The sequence below is a fragment of the Hydrogenophaga sp. H7 genome (assembly GCF_002025745.1).
GTDB classification, from domain to species: domain Bacteria; phylum Pseudomonadota; class Gammaproteobacteria; order Burkholderiales; family Burkholderiaceae_C; genus Hydrogenophaga; species Hydrogenophaga pseudoflava.
The window spans coordinates 389028-415451 of record NZ_MCIC01000014.1 but is presented as its reverse complement, the minus strand read 5'-3'; the positions used below and the strand labels follow the sequence as shown (position 1 = coordinate 415451).

The window sequence follows — 26424 nt, the reverse complement described above, 5'->3', positions numbered from 1 at the left end:
TGCGATCAGCCCACCCACCTGCGCGCGTTGCGCCAGATGCGCATCCACGGGCTCAGGTCGCTGGCGCTGCCGCTGGTCCAGCTCATCTGGATGTTGCGGAACACGCGCTCGGGGTGCGGCATCATGGCCGTGAAGCGGCCGTCGGCCGTGGTGACCGCCGTCAGGCCGCCCGGGCTGCCGTTCGGGTTGAACGGGTACTGCTCGGTGGCGGCGCCGCTGTTGTCGACGAAACGCATGGCGGCGATGGCCTGCGCCGGGTTGCCGCGGTGCTTGAAGTTGGCAAAGCCTTCGCCGTGCGCCACCGCGATCGGCAGGCGGCTGCCGGCCATGCCCTGCAGGAACAGGCTGGGCGATGCCAGCACCTCGACCATCGACAGACGCGCCTCGAAACGCTCGCTCTGGTTGGTGGTGAAGCGCGGCCAGGCCTCGGCACCGGGGATGATGTCGGCCAGCTCGGCGAACATCTGGCAGCCGTTGCACACGCCCAAGCCGAAGGTGTCGGCGCGGCCGAAGAAGCCCCGGAACTGTTCGGACAGCACCGGGTTGAAGGTGATGCTGCGCGCCCAGCCGATGCCGGCGCCCAGGGTGTCGCCGTAGCTGAAACCACCGCAGGCGACCACGCCCTTGAAGTCGGCCAACTTGGCGCGGCCCGACTGCAGGTCGGTCATGTGCACGTCGTAGGCTTCGAAGCCCGCCTGCGTGAAGGCATACGCCATTTCCACGTGCGAGTTCACGCCCTGCTCGCGCAGGATCGCGACCTTGGGGCGGCTCAGGTTCAGGAACGGCGCGGCCACGTTGTCCAGCGGGTCGAACGTCAGGGCCACGTGCATGCCCGGGTCTTCCGGAAGACCGGCGGCGGCGTGTTCGCTGTCGGCGCAGGCCGGGTTGTCGCGCTGCTGGTTGATCTTCCAGCTGACGCTGTCCCAGACCTGCTGCAGGTCGTACAGACTGGCGCTGAACACGGCCTTGGTGTCGCGCCAGACCTGCAGCTGGCCCTTGCCCACGTCGATGGACGAGGACGCCGGGCGGGTCTTGCCGACGAAGTGGCTGTGCTTGGACAGGCCGTGCTCGCGCAGGGTCTGCATCACGGCGTTGCGGTCTTCGGTCTTCACCTGCAGCACGACGCCCAGCTCTTCGCTGAACAGGGCCTTGAGCGTGAGTTCCTCGCGGCGGACGCTGACCTGCTGCGCCCAGTTCTTGGCATCGCCAGTGTCCATGCGGCTGTCGGAAATGCCGTCGCCCTCGGTGACCAGCATGTCCACGTTCAGCGACACGCCCACATGGCCGGCGAAGGCCATCTCGGCCGCCGCGGCCAGCAGGCCGCCGTCTGAACGGTCGTGGTAGGCCAGGATCTGGCCCTTGGCGCGCAGCGCGTTGACGGCGTTGACCAGATTGATCAGGTCCTGCGGGCTGTCCAGGTCGGGCACCTCGTCACCAGGCTGACCCAGCGTCAGGCCCAGCACGCTGCCGCCGAGGCGGTTGCGGCCTTTGCCCAGGTCGACCAGTACCAGGGTGGTGTCGTCGATATCGCGGTTGAGCTGCGGCGTGAGCGTGCCGCGCACGTCGGCCAGCGTCGCGAAGGCGCTGACGATCAGGCTCACCGGCGAGGTGACCTTCTTCTTTTCGCCATCGGCCGTCCACTGCGTGCGCATGGACAGGCTGTCCTTGCCCACCGGCACCGACACGTCCAGCGCCGGGCACAGCTCCATGCCGATGGCCTTGACGGTGGCGTACAGGTCGGCGTCTTCACCGGGTTCGCCGCAGGCGGCCATCCAGTTGGCCGACAGCTTGACTCGGGGCAGCTCAATCGGCGCGGCCAGCAGGTTGGTGATGGCTTCGGCCACCGCCATGCGGCCGGACGCGGCGGCGTTGATGGACGCCAGCGGCGTGCGCTCGCCCATGCTCATGGCTTCGCCCGCGAACCCGGCGTAGTCGGCCAGGGTCACGGCGCAGTCGGCCACCGGCACCTGCCAGGGGCCGACCATCTGGTCGCGGTGCGACAGGCCGCCCACGGTGCGGTCGCCGATGGTGACCAGGAAGCGCTTGGACGCCACGGTCGGGTGGCTCAGCACGTCGATCACGGCCTTTTCCAGCGACACGCCGGTGAGGTCCATCGGCTGGAAGCTGCGTTGCACCGTTCTCACGTCGCGGTGCATCTTGGGCGGCTTGCCCAGCAGCACGTCCATGGGCATGTCGACCGGGCTTTCCTTGCCCTCGTCCAGCAGCGACAGGTGGCGCTCTTCGGTGGCCACGCCGACGACCGAGAACGGGCAGCGCTCGCGCTCGCAGAAAGCCTTGAACTGTTCCAGCGACTCGGGCGCGATGGCCAGCACGTAGCGCTCCTGGCTCTCGTTGCACCAGATTTCCTTGGGCGCCAGACCGCTCTCTTCCAGCGGCACGGCGCGCAGATCAAAGCGCGCGCCGCGGCCGGCGTCGTTCACCAGCTCGGGGAAGGCGTTGGACAGGCCACCCGCGCCCACGTCGTGGATGAACAGCACCGGGTTCTTGTCACCCTGCGCCCAGCAGTGGTTGATGACCTCCTGCGCCCGGCGCTCGATCTCGGGGTTGCCACGCTGCACGCTGTCAAAGTCCAGCGAGGCGGCATTGGTGCCGGTGGCCATGGAGCTGGCGGCACCGCCGCCCATGCCGATCTTCATGCCCGGGCCGCCGAGCTGGATCAGCAGCGTACCGGCCGGGAAATCGATCTTCTTCGTCTGGCCGGCGTCGATCTGGCCCAGGCCGCCCGCGATCATGATGGGCTTGTGGTAACCGCGGGTCACGCCGCCCACGTCCTGCTCGTACTCGCGGAAGTAGCCCAGCAGGTTCGGACGGCCGAACTCGTTGTTGAAGGCTGCGCCGCCGAGCGGGCCCTCGGTCATGATCTGCAGCGGGCTGGCGATGTGCTCGGGCTTGCCACCCGGCTGGTCGCTCAGGCCGCCCCAGAGCTTGGACACGGTGAAGCCGGTCAGGCCGGCCTTGGGCTTGGAGCCGCGGCCGGTCGCGCCCTCGTCGCGGATCTCGCCGCCCGCGCCGGTGGAGGCGCCGGGGAAGGGGGAAATCGCGGTCGGGTGGTTGTGCGTTTCCACCTTCATCAGGATGTGGTGGGTGGCGGCTTCCGCCTGGTAGGCGGGCGAGGCGTGGCCGCCGGCCTTGGCGACGAAGCGCTCCAGCTGGTGGCCCTCCATGATGGAGGCGTTGTCCGAGTACGCGACGATGGTGTGCTGCGGGCTGGTCCGGTGCGTGTGGCGGATCATGCCGAACAGGCTCTTGTCCTGCGCCACGCCGTCGATGGTGAACTGCGCGTTGAAGATCTTGTGGCGGCAGTGTTCGCTGTTGGCCTGCGCGAACATCATCAGCTCGACGTCGGTCGGGTTGCGTTTCAGACCGTTAAAGGCGTTGACCAGATAGTCGATCTCGTCGTCGGCCAGGGCCAGGCCCCAGTCGGTGTTGGCCTTTTCCAGCGCGGCGCGCCCGCCACCCAGCACATCCACGTGCTCCATGGGCGCCGGGTGCAGTTCGGTGAACAGCGCCTCGGCCTGGCTGCGTTCGGTGGTCACGGCCTCGGTCATGCGGTCGTGCAGCGCATCGGCCACGGCGCGCAGCTGCTCGTCGCTCAGGCTGGCCTTGCCCAGCAGGCCGCTCTTGAGGCCGATGCGGAACTCGACCAGGCGCTCGACGCGGTGCAGCGCCAGGTCGCAGTTGTGCGCGATGTCGGTGGCCTTGGAGGCCCAGGGCGAGACAGTGCCCAGGCGGGGCAGTACGTACAACGCCGGGGCGCCGGCCCTCTCGGCGGCCACAAAAGCCTCGGTGGCCGGCTCGCCGTAGGTCATCAGCTGGCCCAGGCGCTCCACCGTGGCGGCGTCGGGCTCGGCGTCGAAGGACGCCAGGTGCACGAAGCGGGCCGAGAGGCCGGTGATCTTGTCGGAAATGCCCTGCAGACGGGGCAGGAGTTGCTGGACTTTGAAGTCGCTGATGGCGTTGCCGCCGTCAAAAAAGCGCAGGTGCAGGGTCACGGTGGGTGGCCTTGGGGCTGGATGACCGCAGGGGTCGGTGAAAACCCGAGATTTTACCTTTGCCCCTCAACCCGAATCACCCCGCAGGCGGCATCCAGGCCAGCGGGGAACCGGCTCCGCCGGGGCGCAGCTGGCGCCACCTGGGGGGACGCGAAGCGGCGCGGGGGGGCTAAAACTGGTAGCCGACGCTCACCTTGACAACCGGCAGCACCTTGGCGCTGTTCAGGTCGTCCTGCACCTTGCGTTCTTCCGCGGCGATGGCCGCCTGCGCGCCCGGCTGGGCCAGCAGACCGCCCGAACCGGTCAGCCGGACCTTGGGCTTGCCGATGGACACGCCCAGGTCCAGACCGAAGGTCCAGCCCGGCTCGTTGTGGCGGCCGTGGCCCCAGCCCACGCCGATGTAGGGCATGGTGCTCGGGTACTTGATGTCGGCGCGCAGCGAGTTGCCGGTGGCGTCGAAGCGCTGGCCGTCGATGGTGACCGAGCCGTTCGTGGCCTGCGCGTTCAGCGCGGCCGAGGTGCCGCCGAAGGTGGCGCCGCCCACCAGGCGGAACGTGCCCAGGAAGGGGCGGAAGTCGACGAACACGCCGTTGCCCTTGAGCTTGAGGTCGCCCTTGTAGGTGATCTGGTCTTCGGTGTAGGTGTCCGATTCGGTGAGGCTGGCCAGCTCGCCGCGAATGCCCAGCGCAGGGCCGACTGGCAGGTTCAGCCCCACCCCTGCACCACCTGTACCGACAACGCCGTATACGCCCACGCCCTGCGCCAGCGCAGAGCCCGTCAGGGCCATCAGGGACAAACCGGTGATCAATAGCTTCTTCATTCGAGCGCCTCTCTGTGGGGGTGTTGGGGAGCGGGCGAGTATAGGAGTGGCGACAGCGCCCGGGTGGCTATTTCACCCTTCGTTTCAAACCGTTGCCCGCCACGGGATAATTGCGTCCCATGAGCATCACCTACAAAGACGAGGCTGGCATCGCCGGCATGCGCACAGCCTGTCGGCTGGCGTCCGAAGTGCTGGACTTCCTGACCCCGCACATCCAGCCTGGCGTGACCACCCTGGAGATCGACCGCCTCTCGGCCGAGTACATGAAGCAGCAGGGCACGCGCTCGGCCACCGTGGGCTACCAGCCCCCGGGCTACCCGCCCTACCCGGGCCACCTCTGCACCTCGATCAACCACGTCGTCTGCCACGGGATTCCCAACGACAAGCCGCTGAAGAAGGGTGACATCCTCAATGTCGACGTCACCGTGATCACGCCGGAGGGCTGGTACGGTGACAACAGCCGCATGTTCCTCATCGGTGGCGAGGCCGCCTGCAGCGTGCAGGCCCGGCGGCTGACCCAGGTCACCTTCGAGGCCATGTGGAAGGGCATCGTGATGGTCAAGCCCGGCGTGCGCCTGGGTGACATCGGCCATGCGATCCAGACCTACGCCGAAGGCAACGGCTACTCCGTGGTGCGCGAGTTCTGCGGCCACGGCATCGGTCAGCGTTTCCACGAAGAGCCGCAGGTGCTGCACTACGGCCGCCCCGGCACGCTCGAAGAGCTCAAGCCTGGCATGACCTTCACCATTGAGCCCATGATCAACGCCGGCAAGCGCGACATCAAGGAAATGGGCGACGGCTGGACCATCGTCACGCGCGACCGCTCGCTGTCCGCGCAGTGGGAACACACCGTGCTGGTCACGCCCACGGGCTACGAGGTGCTCACGCTCTCGGCCGGCAGCCCGCCCCTGCCCTCGTTCGTGACCACCACCGCCTGCTGATTCCGGAGCGTTCCCATGGTTGAAGCCGCAGGCGACCTCGGCGCGCTGCGCCAGCGCTACCGCCAGGACAAGACCACCCTGTTCACCCAGCTGGGCGAACAGGGCTCATCGACCCGCGGCGTGCGCCGCACCCTGCAGCAACTGGCGCGTCTGACCGACGACACCCTGCGGCAGCTCTGGACCAACGCGGGGTTTGGTGCCGGGTTCTCGCTCCTCGCCGTCGGCGGCTATGGCCGGGGCGAGCTGTTCCCGAACTCGGACGTCGATGTGCTCGTGTTGTTGCCCGATGGCGCGACGCCCGACGGCGACGAGGCGCTGAAGGCGCGTCTGGAGTCCTTCATCGGCGCCTGCTGGGACGTGGGGCTGGAAATCGGCTCCAGCGTGCGCACCGCCGCCGAATGCGTCGAAGAGGCCGTGCGCGACGTGACGGTGCAGACCTCGCTGCTCGAATGCCGCCTGATTGTGGGCTCGCGGGCGCAGTTCACAGGCCTGGTGCGGCGCCTGGGCGAGGTCATGGACCCCAAGGCCTTCTTTGTGGCCAAGACGCTGGAAATGCGCCAGCGCCACACCAAGTACGAGAACACGCCCTACTCGCTCGAACCCAACTGCAAGGAGTCGCCGGGCGGCCTGCGCGACCTGCAGGTCATCCTCTGGGTGGCCAAGGCCGCCGGCCTGGGGCGCAGCTGGGACGAGCTGGCACGCCGGGGCCTGGCCACGCCGCTGGAGGTGCGCCAGATCAAGGCCAACGAGGCCCTGCTGAGCCTGATCCGCGCGCGGCTGCACCTGCTGGCCCACCGGCGCGAAGACCGGCTGGTGTTCGACCTGCAGACCGCAGTGGCCGAGTCCTTCGGCTACAAGGCGCAGGCACCGGCCTCCGCCGGCCCGCACGAGCAGCCACCGGCGCCCACCGCCCGCCTGGCCCGCCGCGCCAGCGAGGAGCTGATGCGGCGCTACTACTGGGCCGCCAAGGCCGTGACCCAGCTCAACCAGATCCTGCTGCTCAACATCGAGGAGCGGCTGAACAGCGACGAGAGCGGCGCCGACCAGATGCGCCCGATCAACGAGCGCTTCTACGACAAGGCCGGCATGCTGGAAGTGGCCAGCGACCACCTCTACCTCCGGCAGCCGCACGCCATTCTCGAAACCTTCCTGCTCTACCAGACCACGGTGGGCATCAAGGGCCTGTCGGCGCGCACGCTGCGCGCGCTGTACAACGCGCGCCCGATCATGAACGGCGCCTTCCGCGCCGACCCGGTCAACCACGCCACCTTCCTGCAGATCCTGCAGCAGCCCGAGGGCATCACGCACGCCATGCGGCTGATGAACCAGACCTCGGTGCTGGGCCGCTACCTCTGGGTGTTTCGCCACATCGTCGGCCAGATGCAGCACGACCTGTTCCACGTCTACACCGTGGACCAGCACATCCTGATGGTCCTGCGCAACGTGCGCCGCTTCTTCATCGCCGAGCACTCGCACGAATACCCGTTCTGTTCGCAGCTGGCCGCGGGCTGGGACAAGCCCTGGATCTTCTACGTGGCGGCGCTGTTCCACGACATCGCCAAGGGCCGCGGCGGCGACCACTCCGAGCTGGGTGCGCGCGACGTGCGCAGCTTCTGCCGCCAGCACGGCATCGCGCGCGAAGACGCCAAGCTGATCGAGTTCCTGGTGTCCGAACACCTGACCATGAGCCGCATCGCGCAAAAGGAAGACCTGAGCGACCCGGACGTGATCACCGCCTTCGCCCAGCGCGTGGGCAACGAGCGCTACCTCACGGCGCTCTACCTGCTCACGGTGGCCGACATCCGCGGCACCAGCCCCAAGGTGTGGAACGCCTGGAAGGGCAAGCTGCTGGAAGACCTGTACCGCTACACCCTGCGCGCCCTGGGCGGCCGCGCTCCCGACCCGGACGCCGTGGTCGAGGCGCGCAAGCGCGAGGCCCTGTCCATGCTGGCGCTGCACGCCCTGCCCCACCAGGCGCACAAGGCCCTGTGGGACACGCTGGACGTGGGCTATTTCATGCGCCACCAGGCCGACGAGATCGCCTGGCACACACGGGTGCTCACGCGCCAGCTGGCCATCAACGCACGCAGCAGCACCGGGGTGCCCCCCGACGCCGCCATCGTGCGCGCCCGCCTCTCGCCCGAGGGCGAGGGCCTGCAGGTGCTGGTCTACTCGCCGGACCAGAACGACCTCTTCGCCCGCATCTGCGGCTACTTCGACAACGCCGGGTTCTCGATCCTCGACGCCCGCATCCACACCACCATGACCGGACACGCGCTGGACACCTTCCAGGTGGTGGCGCCCACGCTGTCGGAGCACTACCGCGAGCTGATCGCGATGGTCGAAAACAAGCTCGCCAGCACCATCGACGAGCGCGGCCCGCTGCCGCCGCCCAGCAAGGGGCGGCTCTCGCGCCGGGTCAAGAGCTTCCCGATCACGCCACGGGTGGACCTGCGGCCGGACGAAAAAGCCCAGCGCTGGCTGCTGAGCATCTCCGCCAGCGACCGCGCCGGCCTGCTCTACTGCATCTCGCGCGTGCTGGCCCAGCACCACATCAGCGTGCAGCTGGCCAAGGTCAGCACCCTGGGCGAGCGGGTCGAGGACACGTTCCTGATCAGCGGACCCGAGCTGCAGGTCAACAAGCGCCAGATCGAAATCGAGACCGAGTTGCTGGAAACGCTGGAGGGCTGAGCGCCCTCCAGCTGTCCGCTCAGGCGGGGTGGCTCAGTGCGTTCGGGTCCCGCTCGTGGGCGCGCTCATCGCGCACCTGGCGGCCGAACAGGCGGGCGAAGAAGATGCTCAGGTCGTCGACGATGGTGAACACCGCCGGCACCACCAGCAGGCTCAGCAGGGTCGAGGTCACCAGACCGCCGATCACCGCCACCGCCATCGGCGAGCGGAAGCTGCTGTCCGCTGCCCCCGAACCCACCGCCACCGGCAGCATGCCGGCCACCATGGCAATGGTGGTCATGACAATCGGCCGCGCCCGCTTGTGGCAGGCATCCAGGATGGCTTCCAGCCTCGGCAGGCCGCGCTGGCGACGCGCCTCGATGGCGTACTCCACCAGCAGGATGGAGTTCTTCGACGCCACCCCCATCAGCATCACCAGACCGATCAGCGAGGGCATGGAGAAGCTCTTGTTGGTCAGCAGCAGGGCCACGAAGGCGCCCCCGAAGGACATCAGCAGCGCGGGCAGGATGGTCAGCGGCATCAGGAAGGCCTTGAACAGCAGCACCAGCACGATGTAGATGCACAGCACGCCGGTCAGCATGGCCAGGCCGAAGCTGGCGAACAGTTCGCCCTGCACCTCGGCGTCGCCGATCTCCAGCACCTGCACGCCCGGCGGCAGGTTCTGGATGCTGGGCAGCGCGTCCACCGCGGTCTTCATGTCGCCCAGCGGGATGCCAGCGAGCTCGACCTCGAAGTTGATGTTGCGCGAGCGGTCGTAGCGGTCGATCACGGCCGGGCCGCCGCCGAAAGTCAGCGTGGCGACCTGGCTGAGCATGACCGGGCCCTTGGCGCCGGGCACGGACAGGCGGCCCAGCACCTCCAGGTTCTCGCGCGCGGCGCTGTCGAGCTTGACCACGATCGGCACCTGGCGCTGCGGCAGGTTCAGCTTGGGCAGCGCACTGTCGTAGTCGCCCACGGTGGCGATGCGCAGCGTCTCGGCGATGGCCGAGCTGGTCACGCCCAGATCGGCGGCGCGCTGCAGGTCGGGCGTGACGATGATCTCGGTGCGCACCAGCGCGGCCGACGACTGGATGCTGCCCACGCCGTTGATGGTGCGCAGGTCGCGCTCGATGGCGCGGGCCGCGGTCGACAGCGCGCTGGCGTCGTTGCCGGTGAGCGTCAGGATGTATTTCTCGCCCGAGCCGCCCAGGCCCACCTTGTAGCGCACGCCCGGCAGACCGGACATCACTTCGCGGACCTGGTTCTCGATCACCTGCTTGCGCGGGCGCTGGCCGCGCGGGTCGAGCTGGATGGTCAGCGCCGCCTTGCGCGACTCCTGCGCGCCCTGCGGCGCGAAGGGGTCGGTGCCGGCCGAGCCGGAGCCGATGGTGGTGTACACCGACTTGACGTGCTGCACCCCGTTCACGAGCACCCGCGCCCGTTCGGCGGTGGCCACGGTCTGCGCCAGCGTGGCACCCGGCGGCAGCTCCAGGTAGACCTGGGTCTGCGAGTTGTCGTCCGGCGGGATGAAGCCCTGGGGTAGCAGCGGGATCAGCGCCAGCGAGCCGAAGAAGAAGAGGATGGAGCCGACCAGCGTCAGCCAGCGGTGGCGGATGCAGGCCGCGGCCCAGCGCTGGTAGGTGTCGAGCCAGCCGGGTTCGTTCTGGTTGGTCATCCAGGCCCAGAGGCCGCCGAGGAAGCGGTTGCTGCGCGCCCAGGCCGGCTGTTCCTTGGCGGTCACCACCGGCTTGAGGATGTAGGCCGCCATCATGGGCGTGAGCGCACGCGCCACCACCAGCGAGGCGAACACCGCCAGCGCGGCCGTCCAGCCGAACTGCTTGAAGAACTTGCCCGGGATGCCGGCCATGAAGGCTGTGGGCAGGAACACCGCGATCAGGGTGAAGGTGGTGGCGATCACGGCCATGCCGATCTCGTCCGCCGCTTCCATGGCCGCCTGGTACGGCGTCTTGCCCATGCGCATGTGGCGCACGATGTTCTCCACCTCCACGATGGCGTCGTCCACCAGGATGCCGATGACCAGCGACATGGCCAGCAGCGTGACCACGTTGATGGTGAAGCCCATGTAGTGCATGCCGATGAAGGCCGGGATGGCCGACAGCGGCAGGGCCACGGCCGAGACCACGGTGGCGCGGAAGTCGCGCAGGAACAGCCAGACCACCAGCACCGCGAGGATGGCGCCCTCGTACAACAGGGTCATGGAGGCGTTGAACTCCTCCTCCACCGGCGTCACGAAGTCGAACGACTCGGTGATCTGCAGGTCCGGACGTGCGGCCTGCAACTCCTTGAGCCTGGCGCGCACGCCCTGCCCGACCTCCACCTCGCTGGCACCCTTGCTGCGCGCCACCTCGAAGCCGACCACCGGCTTGCCGTCCAGGAAGGCCGCCGCGGTCGGCTCGGCGATGGTGTCCTTCACGGTCGCGATCTGGTCCAGCCGGATGCGGCGGCCATCGGACAGCGAGAGCTCCAGGGCGGCCAGTTCCTCGGCCGACTTCATGGCCGAGAGCGTGCGCAGCGGTTGCTGGCTGCCGCCGATGTCGGCGCGGCCGCCCGCGCTCTCGATCTGCACCCGGGCCAGCTGGCGCGAGATGTCGGCCGCCGTGGCACCCAGCGACTGCAGCTTCAGCGGGTCCAGCAGGATCTGCACCTCGCGGTTGACGCCGCCCACGCGGTTGATCGCACCCACGCCACGCACCGACAGCAGCAGCTTGGCCACGTCGTTGTCGACGAACCAGGAAATGGCCTCGTCGTCCATCTTGTCCGAGCGCACCGTGTAAGCCAGCACGGCACCACCGGCCAGCTCCAGCTTGTTGACGATGGGCTCGCGCAGATCGGTCGGCAGATCGCCGCGCACCTTGGCCACGGCCGAGCGCACGTCGTCCAGCGCTTCCTGGGTGGGTTTCTCGATCCGGAACTCGGCCGTGATCGAGACCGTGCCGTCCTGCACCTTGGTGTAGATGTGCTTGAGGCCCTGCAGCGACGCCAGGCTGTTCTCGATCTTGCGGGCGACGTCGTTTTCCAGCTGGTTGGGCGCGGCGCCCGGCAGGCTGGCGACGATGGTGATGTTGGGCACGTCCAGGTCGGGGAAGTTCTGCACCTTCATCGCCTGGAACGAGAACAGACCGGCGAGCGTGAGCATGACGAACAGCATCGCCGCCGGAATCGGGTTGCGGATGGACCACGCGGAAACGTTCATGGCCGGTCCTTCACTGCGCGATCTTCACGAGGTCGCCCTCGTTGAGGAAGCCGGCACCCTGCACCGCCACCGTCTCGTCGGCCTTCAGGCCTTGCAGCACCTCCACGCGGTCACCCGCGCGGCGCCCGGTGTCCACCTTGCGCTGCCCGGCCTTGCTGTCGGCACCGATCACGAACACGTAGTTGTGGCCGTCGCGCACCACGATGGCCTGCGCCGGCACGGTCAGCGCCTGGCTGCTGCCGATCTGGAACTGGCCGCGCGCGAAGGTGCCAGCCTTGAGCTCGGCGTGTTTGGGCAGATCGGCGAACACCAGCACGTTGCGGGTCTGCGGATCGGCCGTGGGCGCGATAGCGCGCACCGTGCCCGCCACGGTCAGGCCGCTGGCCGCCGTGACCTCCACCTTCTGGCCCACCTTGACCTGGCCGACCTCGGCCGGCGTCACCTCGGCGCGCCACTCCATGCGGCTCTGCCGCACCAGGCGGAACAGCTCCTGCCCGGCGCCGGCCACCGCACCCACCGTGGCCGTGCGGGCCGAGATCACGCCGTCGTCCGGCGCGCGCACCTGGGTGTTGCCCAGGCGCACCTGGCTGGCGGCGTAGGCGGCCTTGGCGGCTTCGAACTGCGCCCGCGTCACCTTTTCCTGCGTCAGGTACTGGGCGATCTGCGACTTGGACAGCGCCCCGGTGTTCTCGATCGAGCGCGCCCGGTCGGCGTCGGCCTTGGCGCTCTCGGCCGCGGCCTCGGCCTGCATCAGCGCAGCCTTGCCCTGCAGGCTCTCGGCTTCGGTGGTCTCGCGGGCGAAGGTGGCCAGCACCTGGCCCTTCTTCACCACATCGCCGATGTTCACATTCACCGTCGCCAGGCGCAGGCCCGGCACCTCGGCGCCGACGCTGGCCTCCTGCCAGGCGGCGATGTTGCCGTTGGCCTGCAGCTGCAGGGCCAGGCTGGCGGTTTCCGGCTTGGCGGTGCTCACCGTCATCGCGGGCTTGGGTGCGGCGGGTGCGGCGCCATCGGCCGCGGCCGCCGCCTGGCTGGCGGCAGCCGCCCCCTCAGCGGGCTTGTCGCTGCCGCCGCAGGCCACGGCGAGCACGGAGGACAGCAGCAGGATGGCCGGGAGGCGGACCGGGGACAGGGCAGACGAGTGGCGCATGGTCTTCTTCATGAGGCTTGGCGCACCGCTTCCGGCGCGATCTGGGGGTCAAAACCGCCGCCCAGGGCGACGTACAGGGCGATCCAGGTGTTCAGGTGGTCCAGCTGCAGCGCCACGGCGCCGCTGTCGGCGTTGAGCTTGAGCCGGCGGGCCTCCTCCAGCTCGTTGAGGTTGGCCAGGCCGACGCGGTAGCGCGCCTCGGTGGCCTCGAACGAACGGGTGTAGCCCGCCACGGCCTGCTGGCTGGCCACCAGCTGGGTGCGCAGCGTGTCCAGCGCCACCAGCGACTGCTCGACCTCGGCGATGGCGCGGCGCAGCACATTGGCGTAGCCGATTGCTGCCGATTCGTAGCGCGCAGCGGCGGCGTCGGCTGACGCGTTCAGGCCACCGCGGCCGATCAGCGGCAAGTTCAGCGCCAGCGGACCGACCGACCAGGAGTTGAACGTGGTGCTCTCTCCGCCGGTGGTGAAGCGGTTGCGCAGCACATTGCTGCTCAGGCTCAGGCTGGGCCAGAGCGCGGCGCGGGCCACACCCACGCCCTCGGCAGCGGCCACCAGCTCTTGCTGCGCGCGGGCCACGTCGGGCCGCTGGCGGATCACTTCCAGCGGCACGGCCGATACCGCCAGTGCCGATCTGGCCGCAGTCGGATCGGGCAAGGCGCCGCTGGCCCCCAGGCGCTCGCGCAGAGCCGGCTCGTCGGCACCCACCAGCGCCACGATGGCCTTGAACTGCTGCTCGCACTGGCGGTGCTGTTGCGCCAGCCGCGCCTCAGCGTCGGCCTGGCCCGCCCGCGCCAGCGCCGCGGTGGCCGGCGCGAGCAGACCGGCGCGCTCGGTGTCTGCGGCGCTTTGCGCGGTGATGCTGCGTGAGGCGCGGTCGCTGTCGATCACGGCCTTCTGCGCCAGGCAGGAGCGCCAGCCCAGGTACAGCCGCGCCGTCTCGGCCGCCATCAGCACCCGGGCCTCGTGCCAGCCGGCCTGTGCGGCGTTCGCCTGGGCCGAGGCCTGGCGCACCGACGAGGCGTTCTGGCCCCAGAGGTCGATCGCCCACGAGGCCTGCAGGCCCACGTTCATGCCCGTGCCCAGCGGGGCGCTGGCGTCTACGCCGCGGTAGGCGCCCGCCGTCAATCCCACCTGGGGCAGCGTGGCGCTGTCGGCGCCGGCCAGTGCCGCACGCGCCGCAAACAACTGGGCCCGTGCCGCCATGATGCTGGCGCTGCCCTGCTGGGCCTGGCCGATCAGCTCCGGCAGCCGGGGGTCTCCCAGGCGCGACCACCAGTCGACCAGCGAGGCGGTCTGGCCCTGGTGGGGCACGGCGGGTGCGAACCAGGCCTTGGGCAGGCTGGACTCCACCATCTGCACACTGCGCTCGGGCGGTGGCCCCATGCCGGCACAGGCGCTCAGACCCAGCGCACTCAACAGAACAAGAAGTGGTTTCATTTGCATTCAGACGAAACGCCGCGTTGCAGCGCAACAAAAGAATCGAGCATAGCGAAGCCGCAGCCCGCTTCCGAGGACTTTTTGTTTCAGTTTTTTTCGTTTTCTGCCACGCCCGGCGCCACCACCTCGGTGAAACCGAAGCGGGTGAAGTCGCGCACGCGCATCGGATACAGCGTGCCCATCAGGTGGTCGCACTCGTGCTGCACCACCCGGGCATGGAAACCCTCCACCTCCCGCTCCAGCCGGCTGCCGTCGGCAGCGAAGCCCTGGTAGCGGATGCGCCGCCAGCGTGGCACCACGGCCCGCAGCCCGGGCACCGAGAGGCAACCCTCCCAGCCCTCCTCCTCTTCACCGCCCAGCGGGGTGATGACAGGGTTGATCAGCACCGTGCGCGCCACGACGGGCGCATCCGGATAGCGCGGGTTGGGCGCGCCGGTTCCAAAGATCACCACCTGCAGGTCCACGCCGATCTGCGGTGCCGCCAGGCCGGCACCGTTCGCGGCAGCCATGGTCTCTTCCATGTCGGCCACCAGCTGGTGCAGCTCGGGGGTGTCGAAAGTCTGCACGGGCTGGGCGATCCGCAGCAGCCTGGGGTCGCCCATCTTGAGGATCGTGTGAATGGCCATGAGAAAGCGGCGGTATTGGGGTTTTGCCCGGGTGGCGCGCGATTGTGGCGCAGCTAGAGTGGGCAGAGATACCCACCCCTGTAATTGCTGCCACCACGTTGTCAGGAGGACCCATGAACTTCGCGCCGATTGGCACCGCTTTGGCCACCCTGGCGTTCTCAGGCGCCGTCTTCGCCCAGGGCGCCGAGATATTCAAGGGCGCCGACCTGGCGCTGGGCGAGAAGCTCATCGCCGAACACAAGTGCGCGCAGTGCCACGCCAGCAAGGTGGGCGGCGACGGCAGCGCGATCTACAAGCCGCAAGGCAAGTTCAACAACGCTGGCCTGCTGCGCGGCATGGTCGAGATGTGCAACACCCAGATGAACCTGGGCCTGTTTCCCGAAGAAGTGACGGCAGTGGCCGCGGTGCTCAACCGCGACCACTACAAGTTCAAGTAGCCAGCAAGGCCAGCATCCCGGCTTCGTCGATGACCGCCACGCCCAGCTCACGCGCCTTGTCCAACTTGCTACCCGCCTCTTCGCCGGCCACCACGTAGTCGGTCTTCTTGCTCACCGAGCCGGCCACCTTGGCGCCCGCGGCTTCTAGCATCTCTTTGGCCTGTTCGCGCCTGAGCGTGGGGAAGGTGCCGGTCAGCACGAAGGTCTTGCCCGCCAGCGGCTGGGCTGCGCGCTCGGCGGGTGCCCCTTCTTCCCAGTGCACGCCGCAGGCCCGCAGCTGCTCGACCACCTCGCGGTTGTGCGGCTGGTCGAAGAAGGTCCGCAGGCTCTGCGCCACCGTCGGGCCGACATCGTTGACCTCCAGCAGCTGTTCCTCGCTGGCGTCCATGATCGCGTCGAGGTTGCCGAAGTGGCGCGCCAGGTCCTTGGCGGTGGCCTCGCCCACGTGGCGGATGCCCAGGCCGAACAGGAAGCGCGGCAGCGTGGTGTGCTTGGACTTTTCCAACGCGTCCAGCACGTTCTGTGCCGATTTTTCGGCCATTCGGTCCAGGTTGGCCAGGGCCATCAGGCCCATGCGGTAGAGGTCCGGCAGGGTCTTGACCACGTCGGCGTCCACCAGCTGCTCCACCAGCTTGTCGCCCAGGCCTTCGATGTCCACCGCACGGCGTTGGGCGTAGTGCAGGATGGCCTGCTTGCGCTGTGCGCCGCAGAACAGACCGCCGGTACAGCGGTGGTCGACCTCGCCCTCTTCGCGCACGGCGGCGCTGCCGCAGACCGGGCAGACCTGCGGCATGGTGAACACCAGCGCGCCCTCGGGGCGCTTCTCGGGCAGCACGGCCACCACCTCGGGGATCACGTCGCCCGCGCGGCGCACGATCACCGTGTCGCCGATGCGCACGTCCTTGCGGCGCGCCTCGTCCTCGTTGTGCAGCGTGGCGTTGGTCACCGTCACGCCGCCGACGAACACGGGGGCCAGCTTGGCCACGGGGGTGAGCTTGCCGGTGCGGCCGACCTGCACGTCGATGGCCAGCACCGTGGTCAGCTGCTCCTGCGCCGGGTACTTGTGCGCCACCGCCCAGCGCGGCTCGCGGGTCTTGAAGCCCAGCTCGCGCTGCAGCGCGAGCGAATTGACCTTGTAGACCACGCCGTCGATGTCGAACGGCAGCGCGTCGCGCTTCGCGGCGATCTGCGCGTGGAACGCCACCAGCCCGGCCGCGCCCTGCGCCACGCAGCGGTCGGCGCACACCGGCAGACCGAAGGCGGCCAGGGCTTCGAGCAGGCCGCTGTGGGTGTCCGGCAGGGTCCAGCCGCGCACCTCGCCCAGGCCATAGGCGAAGAAGGACAGCGGGCGCTGCGCCGTGATCGCCGGGTCGAGCTGGCGCACCGCGCCGGCGGCGGTGTTGCGCGGGTTGATGTAGGTCTTCTCGCCCTTCTCGCGCTGGCGCTCGTTCAGCCGCTCGAAATCGTCGCGGCGCATGTAGACCTCGCCGCGGACCTCCAGCACTTCTGGAATAGCGCCGTGGGTTTCGCCGCCGGGCCGCCCCAAGGCGAAACGCGCCCCCTCGGGGGGCAGCGAACCACGCGAAGCGGGGAGCGAGGGGGCCAACATCAACGGAATCTGCCCGATGGTGCGGATGTTCTGTGTCACGTCCTCGCCGGTTTCGCCGTCGCCACGTGTGGCCGCCTGCACCAGCACGCCGTGCTCGTAGCGCAGGTTGATCGCCAGGCCGTCGAACTTGAGCTCGGCGGCGTACTCGACCGCGGACGCGTCCACGGGCAGACCCAGTTCGCGGCGCACGCGCGCATCGAAGGCCTCGGCGCCCGCGGCGGTGGTGTCGGTCTCGGTCTGGATCGACAGCATGGGCACCGCATGGCGCACCGGCACCAGTCCGTCCAGAATCTTGCCACCCACGCGCTGGGTCGGCGAGTCAGCGGTCAGCAGTTCGGGGTGCGCGGCCTCGATCGCCTGAAGCTCCTGAAACAGTCGGTCGTATTCGGCGTCGGGGATCTCAGGCGCGTCGAGCACGTAGTAGCGGTGGGCGTGGTGGTGCAGTTGCGCGCGCAAGTCCGCGGCGCGCTCCGCCGGCGTGGGCTCGGCGGCAAACAGGTCAGGTGTCATCAGGAGAACAGGCGTCGCGCCTGCGGTGAGCCGGCGGAGAGGTCGTGGCTGTCGAGCGCGTCGTAGAGGGACTCGAGGTCGGCGCCAATCTGGTCCATGGTGTCGGCGCCCAGTGGCTGGCCGGCGTCGTCGGTGACCACACCGTCCATGGCCTCGGCCAATGCCGAGGCGGCCTGGCGCAGGCGCACAAAAGGCTGCTCGCTGCGGGGCACGTGCGTGACCTCCAGCGACAGGTTGATCTCGCGCAGCGCACTCTGCTCCGGGTCCTCGGCCATGGCCGCCTGCGGATCGAACGACAGACTGAGGATGGGGGCCTGGCCCGCGGCGCTGCCGGGCAGCACCATGCGGCCGGGCAGCACGCCCGCCACAAAACCGAAGCGCGCGGCGTTCTGCGACACATAGCCTGGGCTCCAGGCCGCGCGGCGCGCGCGCAGCGTGAAACCCAGCTGCGCGTCGTGGCCGCTGGCGAAGGCGTCCAGCTCGCGGGCCCGCGCCACCTCGGCCCGCATGTCGGGGAAGTCCGGCATGGCGCCGATGGCGTCGGCAAAGGCCTGGGCCTTCATCACGAACTCGGAGAACTCGATGTCGTTCAGGGCGCCAGCGCGGTTCGCGAGCTGCACACCCACCTGCAGGGCCTTGTAGCGCTGCCCCAACCGGGGCGCCTCCCACTCGCCGCCCTCTTCGACCAGTCCTTCGACCGCGAACGGCTTGCTGCCCACGCGGCGCGTGCCCGGCAGGGCGGCGATCACGGCATCGCCCGAGACCTCGCCATCGAGCTGCAGGGGGGCGATGACGTCGATCAGCGCATCCAGCCCGGGCCGCTTGTCCGGCGTGGTGACGACGTGGTTGAGCGTGACCGCCACCGAGGGCACGGGCCGCACTTCTTCGCGCACCGACACCGCTTCCACCGGCTCGTCGCGCAGCACGGGTTCGATGCGCTCGCCGTCGCCCACCGCGCGATCCGCCACGGGTTCGGACTCGCCCACCGGCACGGTGTCCGCGCCCGCATCATCGTGCGACAGGTCGGCCTCGGGCAGGCCCCGGGCGGTGCGGGGGGCACTGCGGCGCGTGACCCAGGCGTTGTAGGCGACCACGCCCGCGAGAACAAGACCGCCGACGATGGCCAGGCTGATTTGCAGGGTGCTCATGGGTGGAAATCGGCGGTGGTGGGGGATGGCCTCAGGCGGATTCGAGCATACCGGCGGCGGATTCCATGTCCACCGCCACGATGCGCGAGACCCCCTGTTCCTGCATGGTCACGCCGATCAGCTGCTCGGCCATTTCCATGGCGATCTTGTTGTGGCTAATGAACAGGAACTGCGTACCCTGCTTGCTCATGCTGGTCACCAGGCGGGCGTAGCGTTCGGTGTTGGCATCGTCCAGTGGCGCGTCCACCTCGTCCAGGAGGCAGAACGGCGCCGGGTTGAGCTGGAAGATGGCGAACACCAGGGCGATGGCGGTCAGCGCCTTCTCGCCGCCCGAGAGCAGGTGGATGGTCTGGTTCTTCTTGCCCGGTGGCTGTGCCAGCACCTGCACGCCGGCGTCCAGGATCTCTTCGCCGGTCATCACCAGCTTGGCGTTGCCGCCGCCGAACAGCTCGGGGAACATGCGGCCGAAGTGCTCGTTGACGGTGTTGAAGGTGTTGCCCAGCAGGTCGCGGGTCTCGGCGTCGATCTTCTTGATCGCGTCTTCCAGCGTGTTCATCGCCTCGATCAGGTCCTTGGACTGGGCGTCGAGGAAGGTCTTGCGCTCGCGCGCGGCGGTCAGCTCGTCCAGCGCGGCCAGGTTGACCGCGCCCAGGGCCTGGATCTCTCGGTGGAAACGGTCGATTTCGGACTGCAGGCCGGCCAGGCGCACATTGCCTTCGGTGATGCTCTGCGCCACCGCGGCCAGGTCGGCCTGGGCCTCGGCCAGCAACTGACTGTATTGCTCGACGCCCAGGCGCGCGGCCTGCTCCTTGAGCTGGAAATCGGTGATGCGCTGGCGCAGCGGGTCGAGCTCGCGCTCCAGCTTCAGGCGGTGTTCGTCGCTGGCGCGCAGCTTGGCGGTGAGGTCGTCGTACTGGCTGCGCAGTGCGCCCAGCGCCTGCTCACGCTCCAGCTTCATGGCCAGCGCCGACTGCAGGCCGGCCTGGGCGGCAGCGTCGTCCAGGCGGGCGAATTCATCGGCGGCGCGCGCGGCCTCGTCAGCCAAGGCCTTTTCCTGCGTCCCGGCAGTCTCCAGCGAGCGCTGCAGCTCGCCCTGGCGCGCCTGAAGACTGCGCAGCGTGAAGGTGGCCTCCTGCGCCTGGCGCTCCAGCCCGCGCTGCTGTTCGCGCGCATCGTTCAGCGCCCGTTCGGCAGCGATCACCTTGTCGTCCAGCTGGGCGTGGCGCTCCTGGCTGTCGGCCAGCTGCATGTCCAGTTCCTCGAAGCGCGCTTCGGCGGTGACGCGGCGCTCCTGCAACTCGTCGAGCTGGCCATCGACCTCGGCGAGGTCGGCGGCGATCTGCTCGCTGCGGGCGCGGGTCTGCTCGGCCAGCTGGGTCAGGCGCAGCATCTCGACCTGCAGCTCGTGCGCGCGGGTGCGGGTCTCGGCACCCTCGCGGCGCGCGGCCACCAGGCGCTGCGAGGCGTCGGTGTAGGCCGCTTCGGCGCGCGCCAGCGCGGCGCGCGCCTGTTCGGCGATCAGCACCTGGGCCTTGAGCTGTTTGTCGAGGTTCTCGATTTCCTGGGCGCGGGCCAGCAGGCCGGCCTGTTCGCTGTCGGGCGCGTAGAAGCTGACGCTGTGCGCCGTGACCACATGGCCGGCCGGCACATAGAGGGCTTCGCCGGCCTGCAGCTGGCTGCGCAGCGCCATGGCCTCGTCCAGGCTCGCGGCGGTCCAGCAGCCCTGCAGCCAGTCGGCCAGCAAGGCCTTCTGCCCGGCGTCGTTCAGGCGCAGCCAGTCGGCCAATGGCTTGAGACCGGCGCGGGCCGGCGCGGGCACGTCCGCAGCAGGCGGACTGTAAAACGCCAGTTTGGCCGGCGGCGCGTCGTTGCCGAAGGCGCGCACCATCTCCAGGCGAGAGACCTCCAGCGCGCTCAGCCGTTCTCGCAGGGCGGATTCGAGGGCGTTTTCCCAGCCGGGCTCAATATGAATGCGGCTCCACAGGCCCTGCAGGCCGTCCAGCCCGTGCTTGGCCAGCCAGGGCTTGAGCTTGCCGTCGGTGCGCACCTTCTCCTGCAAGGCCTTGAGCGCTTCCTGCCGGGCGGACAGGTCGGACTGCCTAGCCGACTCCTGGTTGACCGCGAGCTGCGCCGCGCGACGCTGTTCGTCCAGCTCGGGCACGCTCTCCTGCAGTTCGTGCAGCACCGCCTCGGCCAGCTCGGCGGCCTGCTCGGCCTGCTGGAACGCCGCCTGGGACTGCGCCAGTCGGGCCTCATCGGGCGCGGCCAGGGCGTTGCGGTCGGCCACCAGCCGCTCGCGCCGCTGGTTGAGCTGGCGGCTCTGTTCCTCGATGTTGCGCTGCTCGGCGGCCAGCACCTGGATCTGCTGCTGCACCTGGGTGACGCTGCCGCGCTGCTCGTTGGCGGCGTTCTGCGCGGCGCGCAGCGCGTCTTCCAGTGACGGCAGGCTGCCGGACTGCTCCTCGCCTTGCGCTGCAAGCTCGACCGAGCGCTCCTCGGCCGCGACGATGTTTTCCGCCAGCTGCTCCAGCTCGACGGCGGCGTCCTGGCTGCGGGTCGACCAGGAAGCAATCTGCTCCTTGAGCTGTGTCAGGCGCTGCTCGGCGCGCTGGCGGCCCTCGACCACGAAACGGATCTCGGCTTCGAGCTTGCCCACCTCGGCGCTGGCCTCGTAGAGCTTGCCCTGGGCCTGGTTGACCTGGTCGCCCGCGGCGTAATGCGCCTGGCGGATGGTTTCCAGCTCGCTTTCCACACGGCGCAGGTCGGCGGTGCGCGACTCCAGATCGTTCACCGCCTGGGCCGCATCGTTCTTGACCTTGACCTGGTCGGCTTCGGCTTCGGCGCGCTTGAGGAACCAGAGCTGGTGCTGCTTGAGCGTGGCGCCGGACTGCAGCTCGTGGTAGCGCGCCGCCACCTCGGCCTGCTTTTCCAGCTTGTCGAGGTTGGCGTTGAGCTCGCGCAGGATGTCCTCGACCCGGGTCAGGTTCTCGCGCGTGTCGGCCAGTCGGTTGGCGGTTTCGCGCCGGCGCTCCTTGTATTTGGAGACGCCCGCGGCTTCTTCGAGGAACAGGCGCAGTTCCTCGGGCTTGGATTCGATGATGCGGCTGATCGTGCCCTGGCCGATGATGGCGTAGGCGCGCGGCCCCAGGCCGGTGCCCAGGAACACATCCTGCACGTCGCGGCGGCGCACCGGCTGGTTGTTGATGTAGTAGCTGCTGGTGCCGTCGCGCGTGAGCACGCGCTTGACCGCGATTTCGGTGAACTGGCCCCACTGGCCGCCGGCGCGGTGGTCGCTGTTGTCGAACACCAGCTCCACGCTGGAGCGACTGGCCGGCTTGCGGTTGTTGGTGCCGTTGAAGATCACGTCCTGCATGGACTCGCCACGCAATTCCGACGCTTTGCTCTCGCCCAGCACCCAGCGCACCGCGTCCATGATGTTGGACTTGCCGCAGCCGTTCGGGCCCACCACGCCCACCAGCTGCCCCGGCAGCATGAAATTGGTCGGCTCGGCGAACGATTTGAAGCCGGACAGCTTGATGGAATTCAGACGCAAAGGGGCCCCAGTCGGTGATCGGATACAGGCCCGAAATGTTACCCCAGCCGCCCTGGCGCCCAAGGGCGCGGCGCCCCGCCCCGCCTCAACCGCGCTTGGTGATTTCCACCACGCCGGCTTCGGCGTCCACCCGCACCCAGTCTCCGGTCTCGATGCAATCGAGCGGATCTCGATCGAACCCGGTCATGGCCGGTGCATGGGTCACCACGGCGCCCAGTGCCATCTTGGTGGTCATTTCATTGAACAGGAACGCCGCCGGCGCGGTCTTGAGCAACCGGGTCATGTGGAACATGGCCGACCAGCCCGAGGAGCCTTTGGCTCCCGGGAACACCAGCACCTTGCCGGCAAAACTCTGTCCCCGCAGTTCGTGGCGGGTTTCGATCACGCTGCCGGTGCGCGGGTCGATGCCGCCCCAGCCTGAAATGTGGTCGCGCGTGACCAGCGCCTCGCCTTCGCTGATGCCACCCACCACTTTGCGTCCGTGGATGACGATCACCTTTGGTTCGCTGGGCGGGGCCAGGGACGGTGTTTCGGTGCTCATTGCAGTCCTCCTTGCCAGCGGCCGGTGCATGCCGCGTCGATGCATTGCGCCGTGGTGCCGAACCAGGCCTGCACGCCGAGGATGGCGGGCAGGTAGTGCGCCTGCTTGGCCGAGTCCAGTGCCACCGTCCGGGTGCCCTTGGGCACAGCGCGGCTCATGGCAGAACAGCTGTCGGACATGAGGATGCCGCCGGCGTCTTCGATGATCTTGGTGTAACCGTTGCGGTCGGCCAGCGCCTTGATGGCGCGCGGCGTGAAGATCCAAAGCTCGCAGTCCGGATGCACGCGCCGTCCTTCCAGCAGTTGCGCGGCTTCCCAGATCTGCTCGATCGTGTAGTGCGGACAGCCCAGCATGACGTACTGGATCTCGGCCGACTGCGCGGTCATGTTGAGCTTCTCGTAAGCGAGGCGGCGCTCGGCCTCACCGTAGCGCAGCACTTCGCGCGGCGCCCGCCCCCCAAGCGCCTGTTCCAGCGTCAGGGCATCAGGGGTGATGCCGGCGATGTGGAAAAGCTCCACCCCGCCCGAGGACGCGGCGGCGGCGCCAAAGTGCTTGAGGCGCGGCAGGTTGGGCACCTGCTCCAGCCCCCCTCGCCGATGCAGCACCGGCACACGATCCTGCACATGTTCGCCGATGAAGTAGCCCAGCAGTCCCCAGTCCTGCACCGACTCGACCTCGATGTCGAGTTCCACGAGGTGTGTGGCGTATCGGTTTTCGGGAAGGTGATAGCCCCAGTAGGGAATGCGCCCGGTCAGCATCGCCGCACCACAGCTCTCGCGTCCCTCGGTGTTGGTGCGCGCCCCCAGCACCGAGTTGCAGTAGACCACCGCGGACGACTCCATCCATGCGCAGTGCTCGCCGCGGGTGGGAATGTTGCCCACCTGATACGGGGTGCAGGTGTTCATGATCTGGGCGCCCAGACCGGCAGCGTGGCGCTCACTCTGCTCATAGAACCGCACGGTCTCCTCGTTCACGCCCATGCGCTCGGGCTGACCGGGATCGAAGCCCAGCTGCAGATGGCTGGTGAAGACCTTGAACTTCGGAATCTGCACCACTTCCTGGCTGTCGAGGCTGAACTCGGAAAACACCGCGTCCATGCCGCCCTTGGCCAGCGCGAACTCGCGCTGGAACGGGGTGGTCGAGGTGATGGTGGCGCAGACGTTGCGGGTCTGCACCAGGCACTCGGCATCCAGCGCTTCACCGTAGCGCACCAGCAGGTCCATCGCCTTCTGAACGGCCGGCCCGTCGCGGCCGTCGTACATGGCTTTCTCTTCGTCGCTCAGTTGCATGAGGTCTCCGTATCGTGGGTGGTCGCAGGCCGCCTCAGGACGGCCGCAGTTCGGGCACGCGCCCGCCAATGGCCTGTGCGATGTCTTTGGCAATGGCCCGCAGGCGCGGCGCCAGTTCTTCGCGCAGGCGCTGTTCGGTGAACATGAACGCGGCGCCACCGCAGTTGAGCGCCATGACCTCGCCGGACGGTCCGTACAGCGCCACCGACACCGAATTGATCTCGCGGTGGAATTCGCCGAGCGACAGGCAGTAGCCCAGCCGCCGGGCTTCGTCGATCGAACGGTGCATGGCCGGGGCCACGCTGTCCCATTCGGGGCCGCGCAACAGCCGCAGCGAGTCGATCAGCTGCTGGCGCTGTGCATCGTCGATGGCCGACAGGAAGGCCCGCCCCAGCGCCGACACCGGCAGTGGTGCGCGCGAGCCCACGTCCAGCCGCGCGGTGAGCATCGACGAGCGCGGACGGCATGCCTCGATGATCACCATCTCCATGCCGTCGCGCACGGCCAGATAGGTGGACACGCCCACCTCCTCCGCCAGTGCCTGGAGATGGGGCCTGGCCACGCCCCGGACGTCCAGGCTACCGAGAAAGACCCGCGCCAGCGACACCACCCCCGGCCCCAGCATGAAACGGTCGGCCATGGGCGCGTTCTTGAGCATGCCAGCCCCCAGCAAGGTGCCGACGATGCGGTTGAGCGTGGGCCTGGGAATGCCCGTCATGCGCACCAGCTCGGCGTACCCCTGCACTGGCCGCTCCTCAGAGAAACAGCGCAACACAGAAATGCCACGCTCCAGCGCGGACACGGTATCGGGACGCTCGGCTCGCGGCGCGTCGTGGATGCCTGGACGATCGTTCGCCATGGTGGTCTCCTCCTGGAAACCCGCCAATATAAGAGGTGCCTTCATGAGGATGCGCTCACGCCGACGCGACCAACGGCTCGGGCTGCGCGGCCGCGCCGGGTCGCAGATACACCCCCTGGCGCAACAACTCGGCCTGCAAGGCACCGATGTCCACCGCGCGCGGTGCGACGCCGTGGCGCACCGCCAGCGCGGCCCCCACTCCGGCGGCCTGGCCGGTCAGCCAACATTGCGGAATCTCGCGCATGAATCCGTGCGAATTGCGGTCACAGGAAATGTGGCGGCCACAGGCCAGCAGCCCGTCGAGCTTCTCGGGCACCAGCGCACCGTAGGGCACGGAGATGTTGGGGAATTTGGGCGAGACCGCCGGCGAAACCGCCACCTCGTCGGGCAGCGCACGCCCCTCGGGCCAGCGGTGGCGCCAGACGCCGTCCGTGCCGACCAGCCGGCGCGCGTGGCGCACGCCGATCTGCGGCGCGCTTTGCAGCAGATAGGCGTCTTCGAAGCCCGGCGCGTGTGCCTTGAAATAGTCCAGATGGGCGGCCATCGCCCGGTGCGAACGCACTTCAACCGCCGTCAGATCGTCCACATCGAGCGCCGAGTACCCCGACTGCCGCGGCCCCATGAACAGCGCGATGTCGTTGCGCCAGGACACAAACGGGCGTTCGAACAGTTTGAGCTGCTCACGACCTCGGGCCATGAAGGCCGCGTGATCGTCGGGTCGCCCAGTCTTGAAGTCGATCCAGCGGTTCATGTCAACGCCCCCGAACAGCCAGGAGGTGTTCATGCAGTGGTGCACGTCGGCCTGTTCGATGTCGTTGACGAACGCCGCACCGGCGCGCGCGAACAGATCACCGTCGCCGGTGGCGTCGACCACCACGTCGGCCATGATGGCCATGCGCCCTTCCTTGCTCTCGAAGACCACGCCTTTGACGACCCCCTTTTCATCCACGATGGGCAGCGCGGCCCATGAGTGGTAGATCAGCTTGACGCCACGCTCGATCACGATTTCCTGCGACAGAAGTTTCAGACGCTCGGGGTCGATGGTGGGCGACCAGGTCACGACGCCGTGGAAGCCCGCCGTGCGGTGCGACCAGTAGCCCGCCTTGTCGGGCTCCTGGGACCCCCAGTCCTCCCGGGTCGGCCCGGCGATGGCATCCGCCGGCAACCGCTCGAACACCTCCTGGGCGAAACCTCGCACAACCAGTTGCCCTTCCCAGTCGGTCATGCGGTCGATCCAGATCACCAGCCCGCCGGTTGACAGCCCGCCCAGGTGGTTGTAGCGCTCCAGAAGTGCCACGTCGGCACCGGCGGCGGCGGCGGAGGCGGCGGCGGCGGTACCCGAAGGCCCCCCACCCACGACCAGCACACCACAACGGTGGTAAATCGGGATGCGCCGCCCGGGCTCGTCCCAGGTGCCGTGATCCGGCCGCGCCACCCGCTGGTCGCGATCGAACACATCCGAGGTGAGGAAGCGTTCGTCGGTCCGCGTGAGGGTCTGCACTTTCATATCTTCTCCTTGGTTGCTCTAATTATGGACTGTGTTTTCATTTTTACAATCCAAATAGGCGTTTATAAGGGTTAACACCGATAAAACACGCTTACTGA

General features: G+C 68.7%; 16 protein-coding genes. 3 read left to right on the top strand and 13 right to left on the bottom strand.

Going from position 1 to position 26424, the window contains the following annotated elements; translation table 11 throughout:
- Positions 1–5: 5 nt before the first annotated feature.
- Together purL and BC358_RS11005 are read right to left on the bottom strand one after the other, a co-directional pair.
- Positions 6–4013 carry a phosphoribosylformylglycinamidine synthase gene (gene purL, locus BC358_RS11010; protein WP_079365831.1) on the bottom strand — a complete coding sequence of 1336 codons (4008 nt, stop codon included), beginning with the start codon at positions 4011–4013 and terminating at the stop codon, positions 6–8.
- Between the two features lie 169 nt (positions 4014–4182).
- The gene (locus BC358_RS11005) at positions 4183–4833 is read right to left on the bottom strand and encodes a hypothetical protein (protein ID WP_143434271.1); all 651 of its coding nucleotides are present in this window, start codon (positions 4831–4833) and stop codon (positions 4183–4185) included.
- 119 nt (positions 4834–4952) lie between these two features.
- Here BC358_RS11005 and map point away from each other — a divergent pair, with 119 nt between their 5' ends.
- Positions 4953–5774, top strand: coding sequence for a type I methionyl aminopeptidase (map, locus tag BC358_RS11000; RefSeq protein WP_066160326.1), 822 nt, complete (start codon positions 4953–4955; stop codon positions 5772–5774).
- Between the two features lie 15 nt (positions 5775–5789).
- Positions 5790–8465 carry a [protein-PII] uridylyltransferase gene (locus BC358_RS10995; protein WP_079365829.1) on the top strand — a complete coding sequence of 892 codons (2676 nt, stop codon included), beginning with the start codon at positions 5790–5792 and terminating at the stop codon, positions 8463–8465.
- A 19-nt stretch (positions 8466–8484) separates the two neighbouring features.
- Here the strand turns inward: BC358_RS10995 and BC358_RS10990 are convergent, their stop codons facing one another.
- The 4 genes from BC358_RS10990 to def form a co-directional block, all read right to left on the bottom strand.
- A complete protein-coding gene (locus BC358_RS10990; protein WP_079365828.1) occupies positions 8485–11658 on the bottom strand; it encodes an efflux RND transporter permease subunit in 3174 nt (1057 codons plus the stop codon).
- Positions 11659–11668: 10 nt separating this feature from the next.
- Positions 11669–12820: an efflux RND transporter periplasmic adaptor subunit gene (locus tag BC358_RS10985; protein ID WP_243721562.1), complete on the bottom strand. Its 1152-nt coding sequence runs from the start codon at positions 12818–12820 to the stop codon at positions 11669–11671.
- On the bottom strand, positions 12817–14247 hold the full coding sequence (locus BC358_RS10980) for an efflux transporter outer membrane subunit (RefSeq protein ID WP_179130053.1): 1431 nt from the start codon (positions 14245–14247) through the stop codon (positions 12817–12819). Before BC358_RS10980 ends, BC358_RS10985 begins: the two co-directional genes overlap by 4 nt.
- A gap of 86 nt (positions 14248–14333) precedes the next feature.
- Positions 14334–14873, bottom strand: coding sequence for a peptide deformylase (gene def, locus BC358_RS10975; protein ID WP_079365826.1), 540 nt, complete (start codon positions 14871–14873; stop codon positions 14334–14336).
- Between the two features lie 113 nt (positions 14874–14986).
- Here def and BC358_RS10970 point away from each other — a divergent pair, with 113 nt between their 5' ends.
- On the top strand, positions 14987–15310 hold the full coding sequence (locus BC358_RS10970) for a hypothetical protein (protein WP_066160341.1): 324 nt from the start codon (positions 14987–14989) through the stop codon (positions 15308–15310).
- Here the strand turns inward: BC358_RS10970 and ligA are convergent.
- The 7 genes from ligA to BC358_RS10935 form a co-directional block, all read right to left on the bottom strand.
- Positions 15303–17429, bottom strand: coding sequence for an NAD-dependent DNA ligase LigA (ligA, locus tag BC358_RS10965; RefSeq protein ID WP_079365825.1), 2127 nt, complete (start codon positions 17427–17429; stop codon positions 15303–15305). The genes BC358_RS10970 and ligA overlap by 8 nt on opposite strands.
- Positions 17429–18577 (bottom strand): cell division protein ZipA C-terminal FtsZ-binding domain-containing protein, encoded by a 1149-nt coding sequence (locus BC358_RS10960; RefSeq protein WP_079365824.1) that lies wholly within the window; start codon positions 18575–18577, stop codon positions 17429–17431. Before BC358_RS10960 ends, ligA begins: the two co-directional genes overlap by 1 nt.
- 31 nt (positions 18578–18608) lie before the next feature.
- The gene (gene smc / locus BC358_RS10955) at positions 18609–22130 is read right to left on the bottom strand and encodes a chromosome segregation protein SMC (RefSeq protein WP_079365823.1); all 3522 of its coding nucleotides are present in this window, start codon (positions 22128–22130) and stop codon (positions 18609–18611) included.
- Positions 22131–22215: 85 nt separating this feature from the next.
- The gene (locus BC358_RS10950) at positions 22216–22671 is read right to left on the bottom strand and encodes an aconitase X swivel domain-containing protein (protein WP_066160351.1); all 456 of its coding nucleotides are present in this window, start codon (positions 22669–22671) and stop codon (positions 22216–22218) included.
- Complete coding sequence (locus BC358_RS10945) at positions 22668–23960, bottom strand: aconitase X catalytic domain-containing protein (protein ID WP_066160354.1); 1293 nt, start codon at positions 23958–23960, stop codon at positions 22668–22670. The genes BC358_RS10950 and BC358_RS10945 overlap by 4 nt, the downstream gene beginning before the upstream one ends.
- A 34-nt stretch (positions 23961–23994) precedes the next feature.
- Entirely contained in the window at positions 23995–24819 is an 825-nt protein-coding gene (locus BC358_RS10940; RefSeq protein WP_066160356.1) for an IclR family transcriptional regulator, read from the bottom strand.
- A 55-nt stretch (positions 24820–24874) separates the two neighbouring features.
- Complete coding sequence (locus tag BC358_RS10935) at positions 24875–26320, bottom strand: FAD-dependent oxidoreductase (protein ID WP_066160396.1); 1446 nt, start codon at positions 26318–26320, stop codon at positions 24875–24877.
- Positions 26321–26424 lie beyond the last annotated feature (104 nt).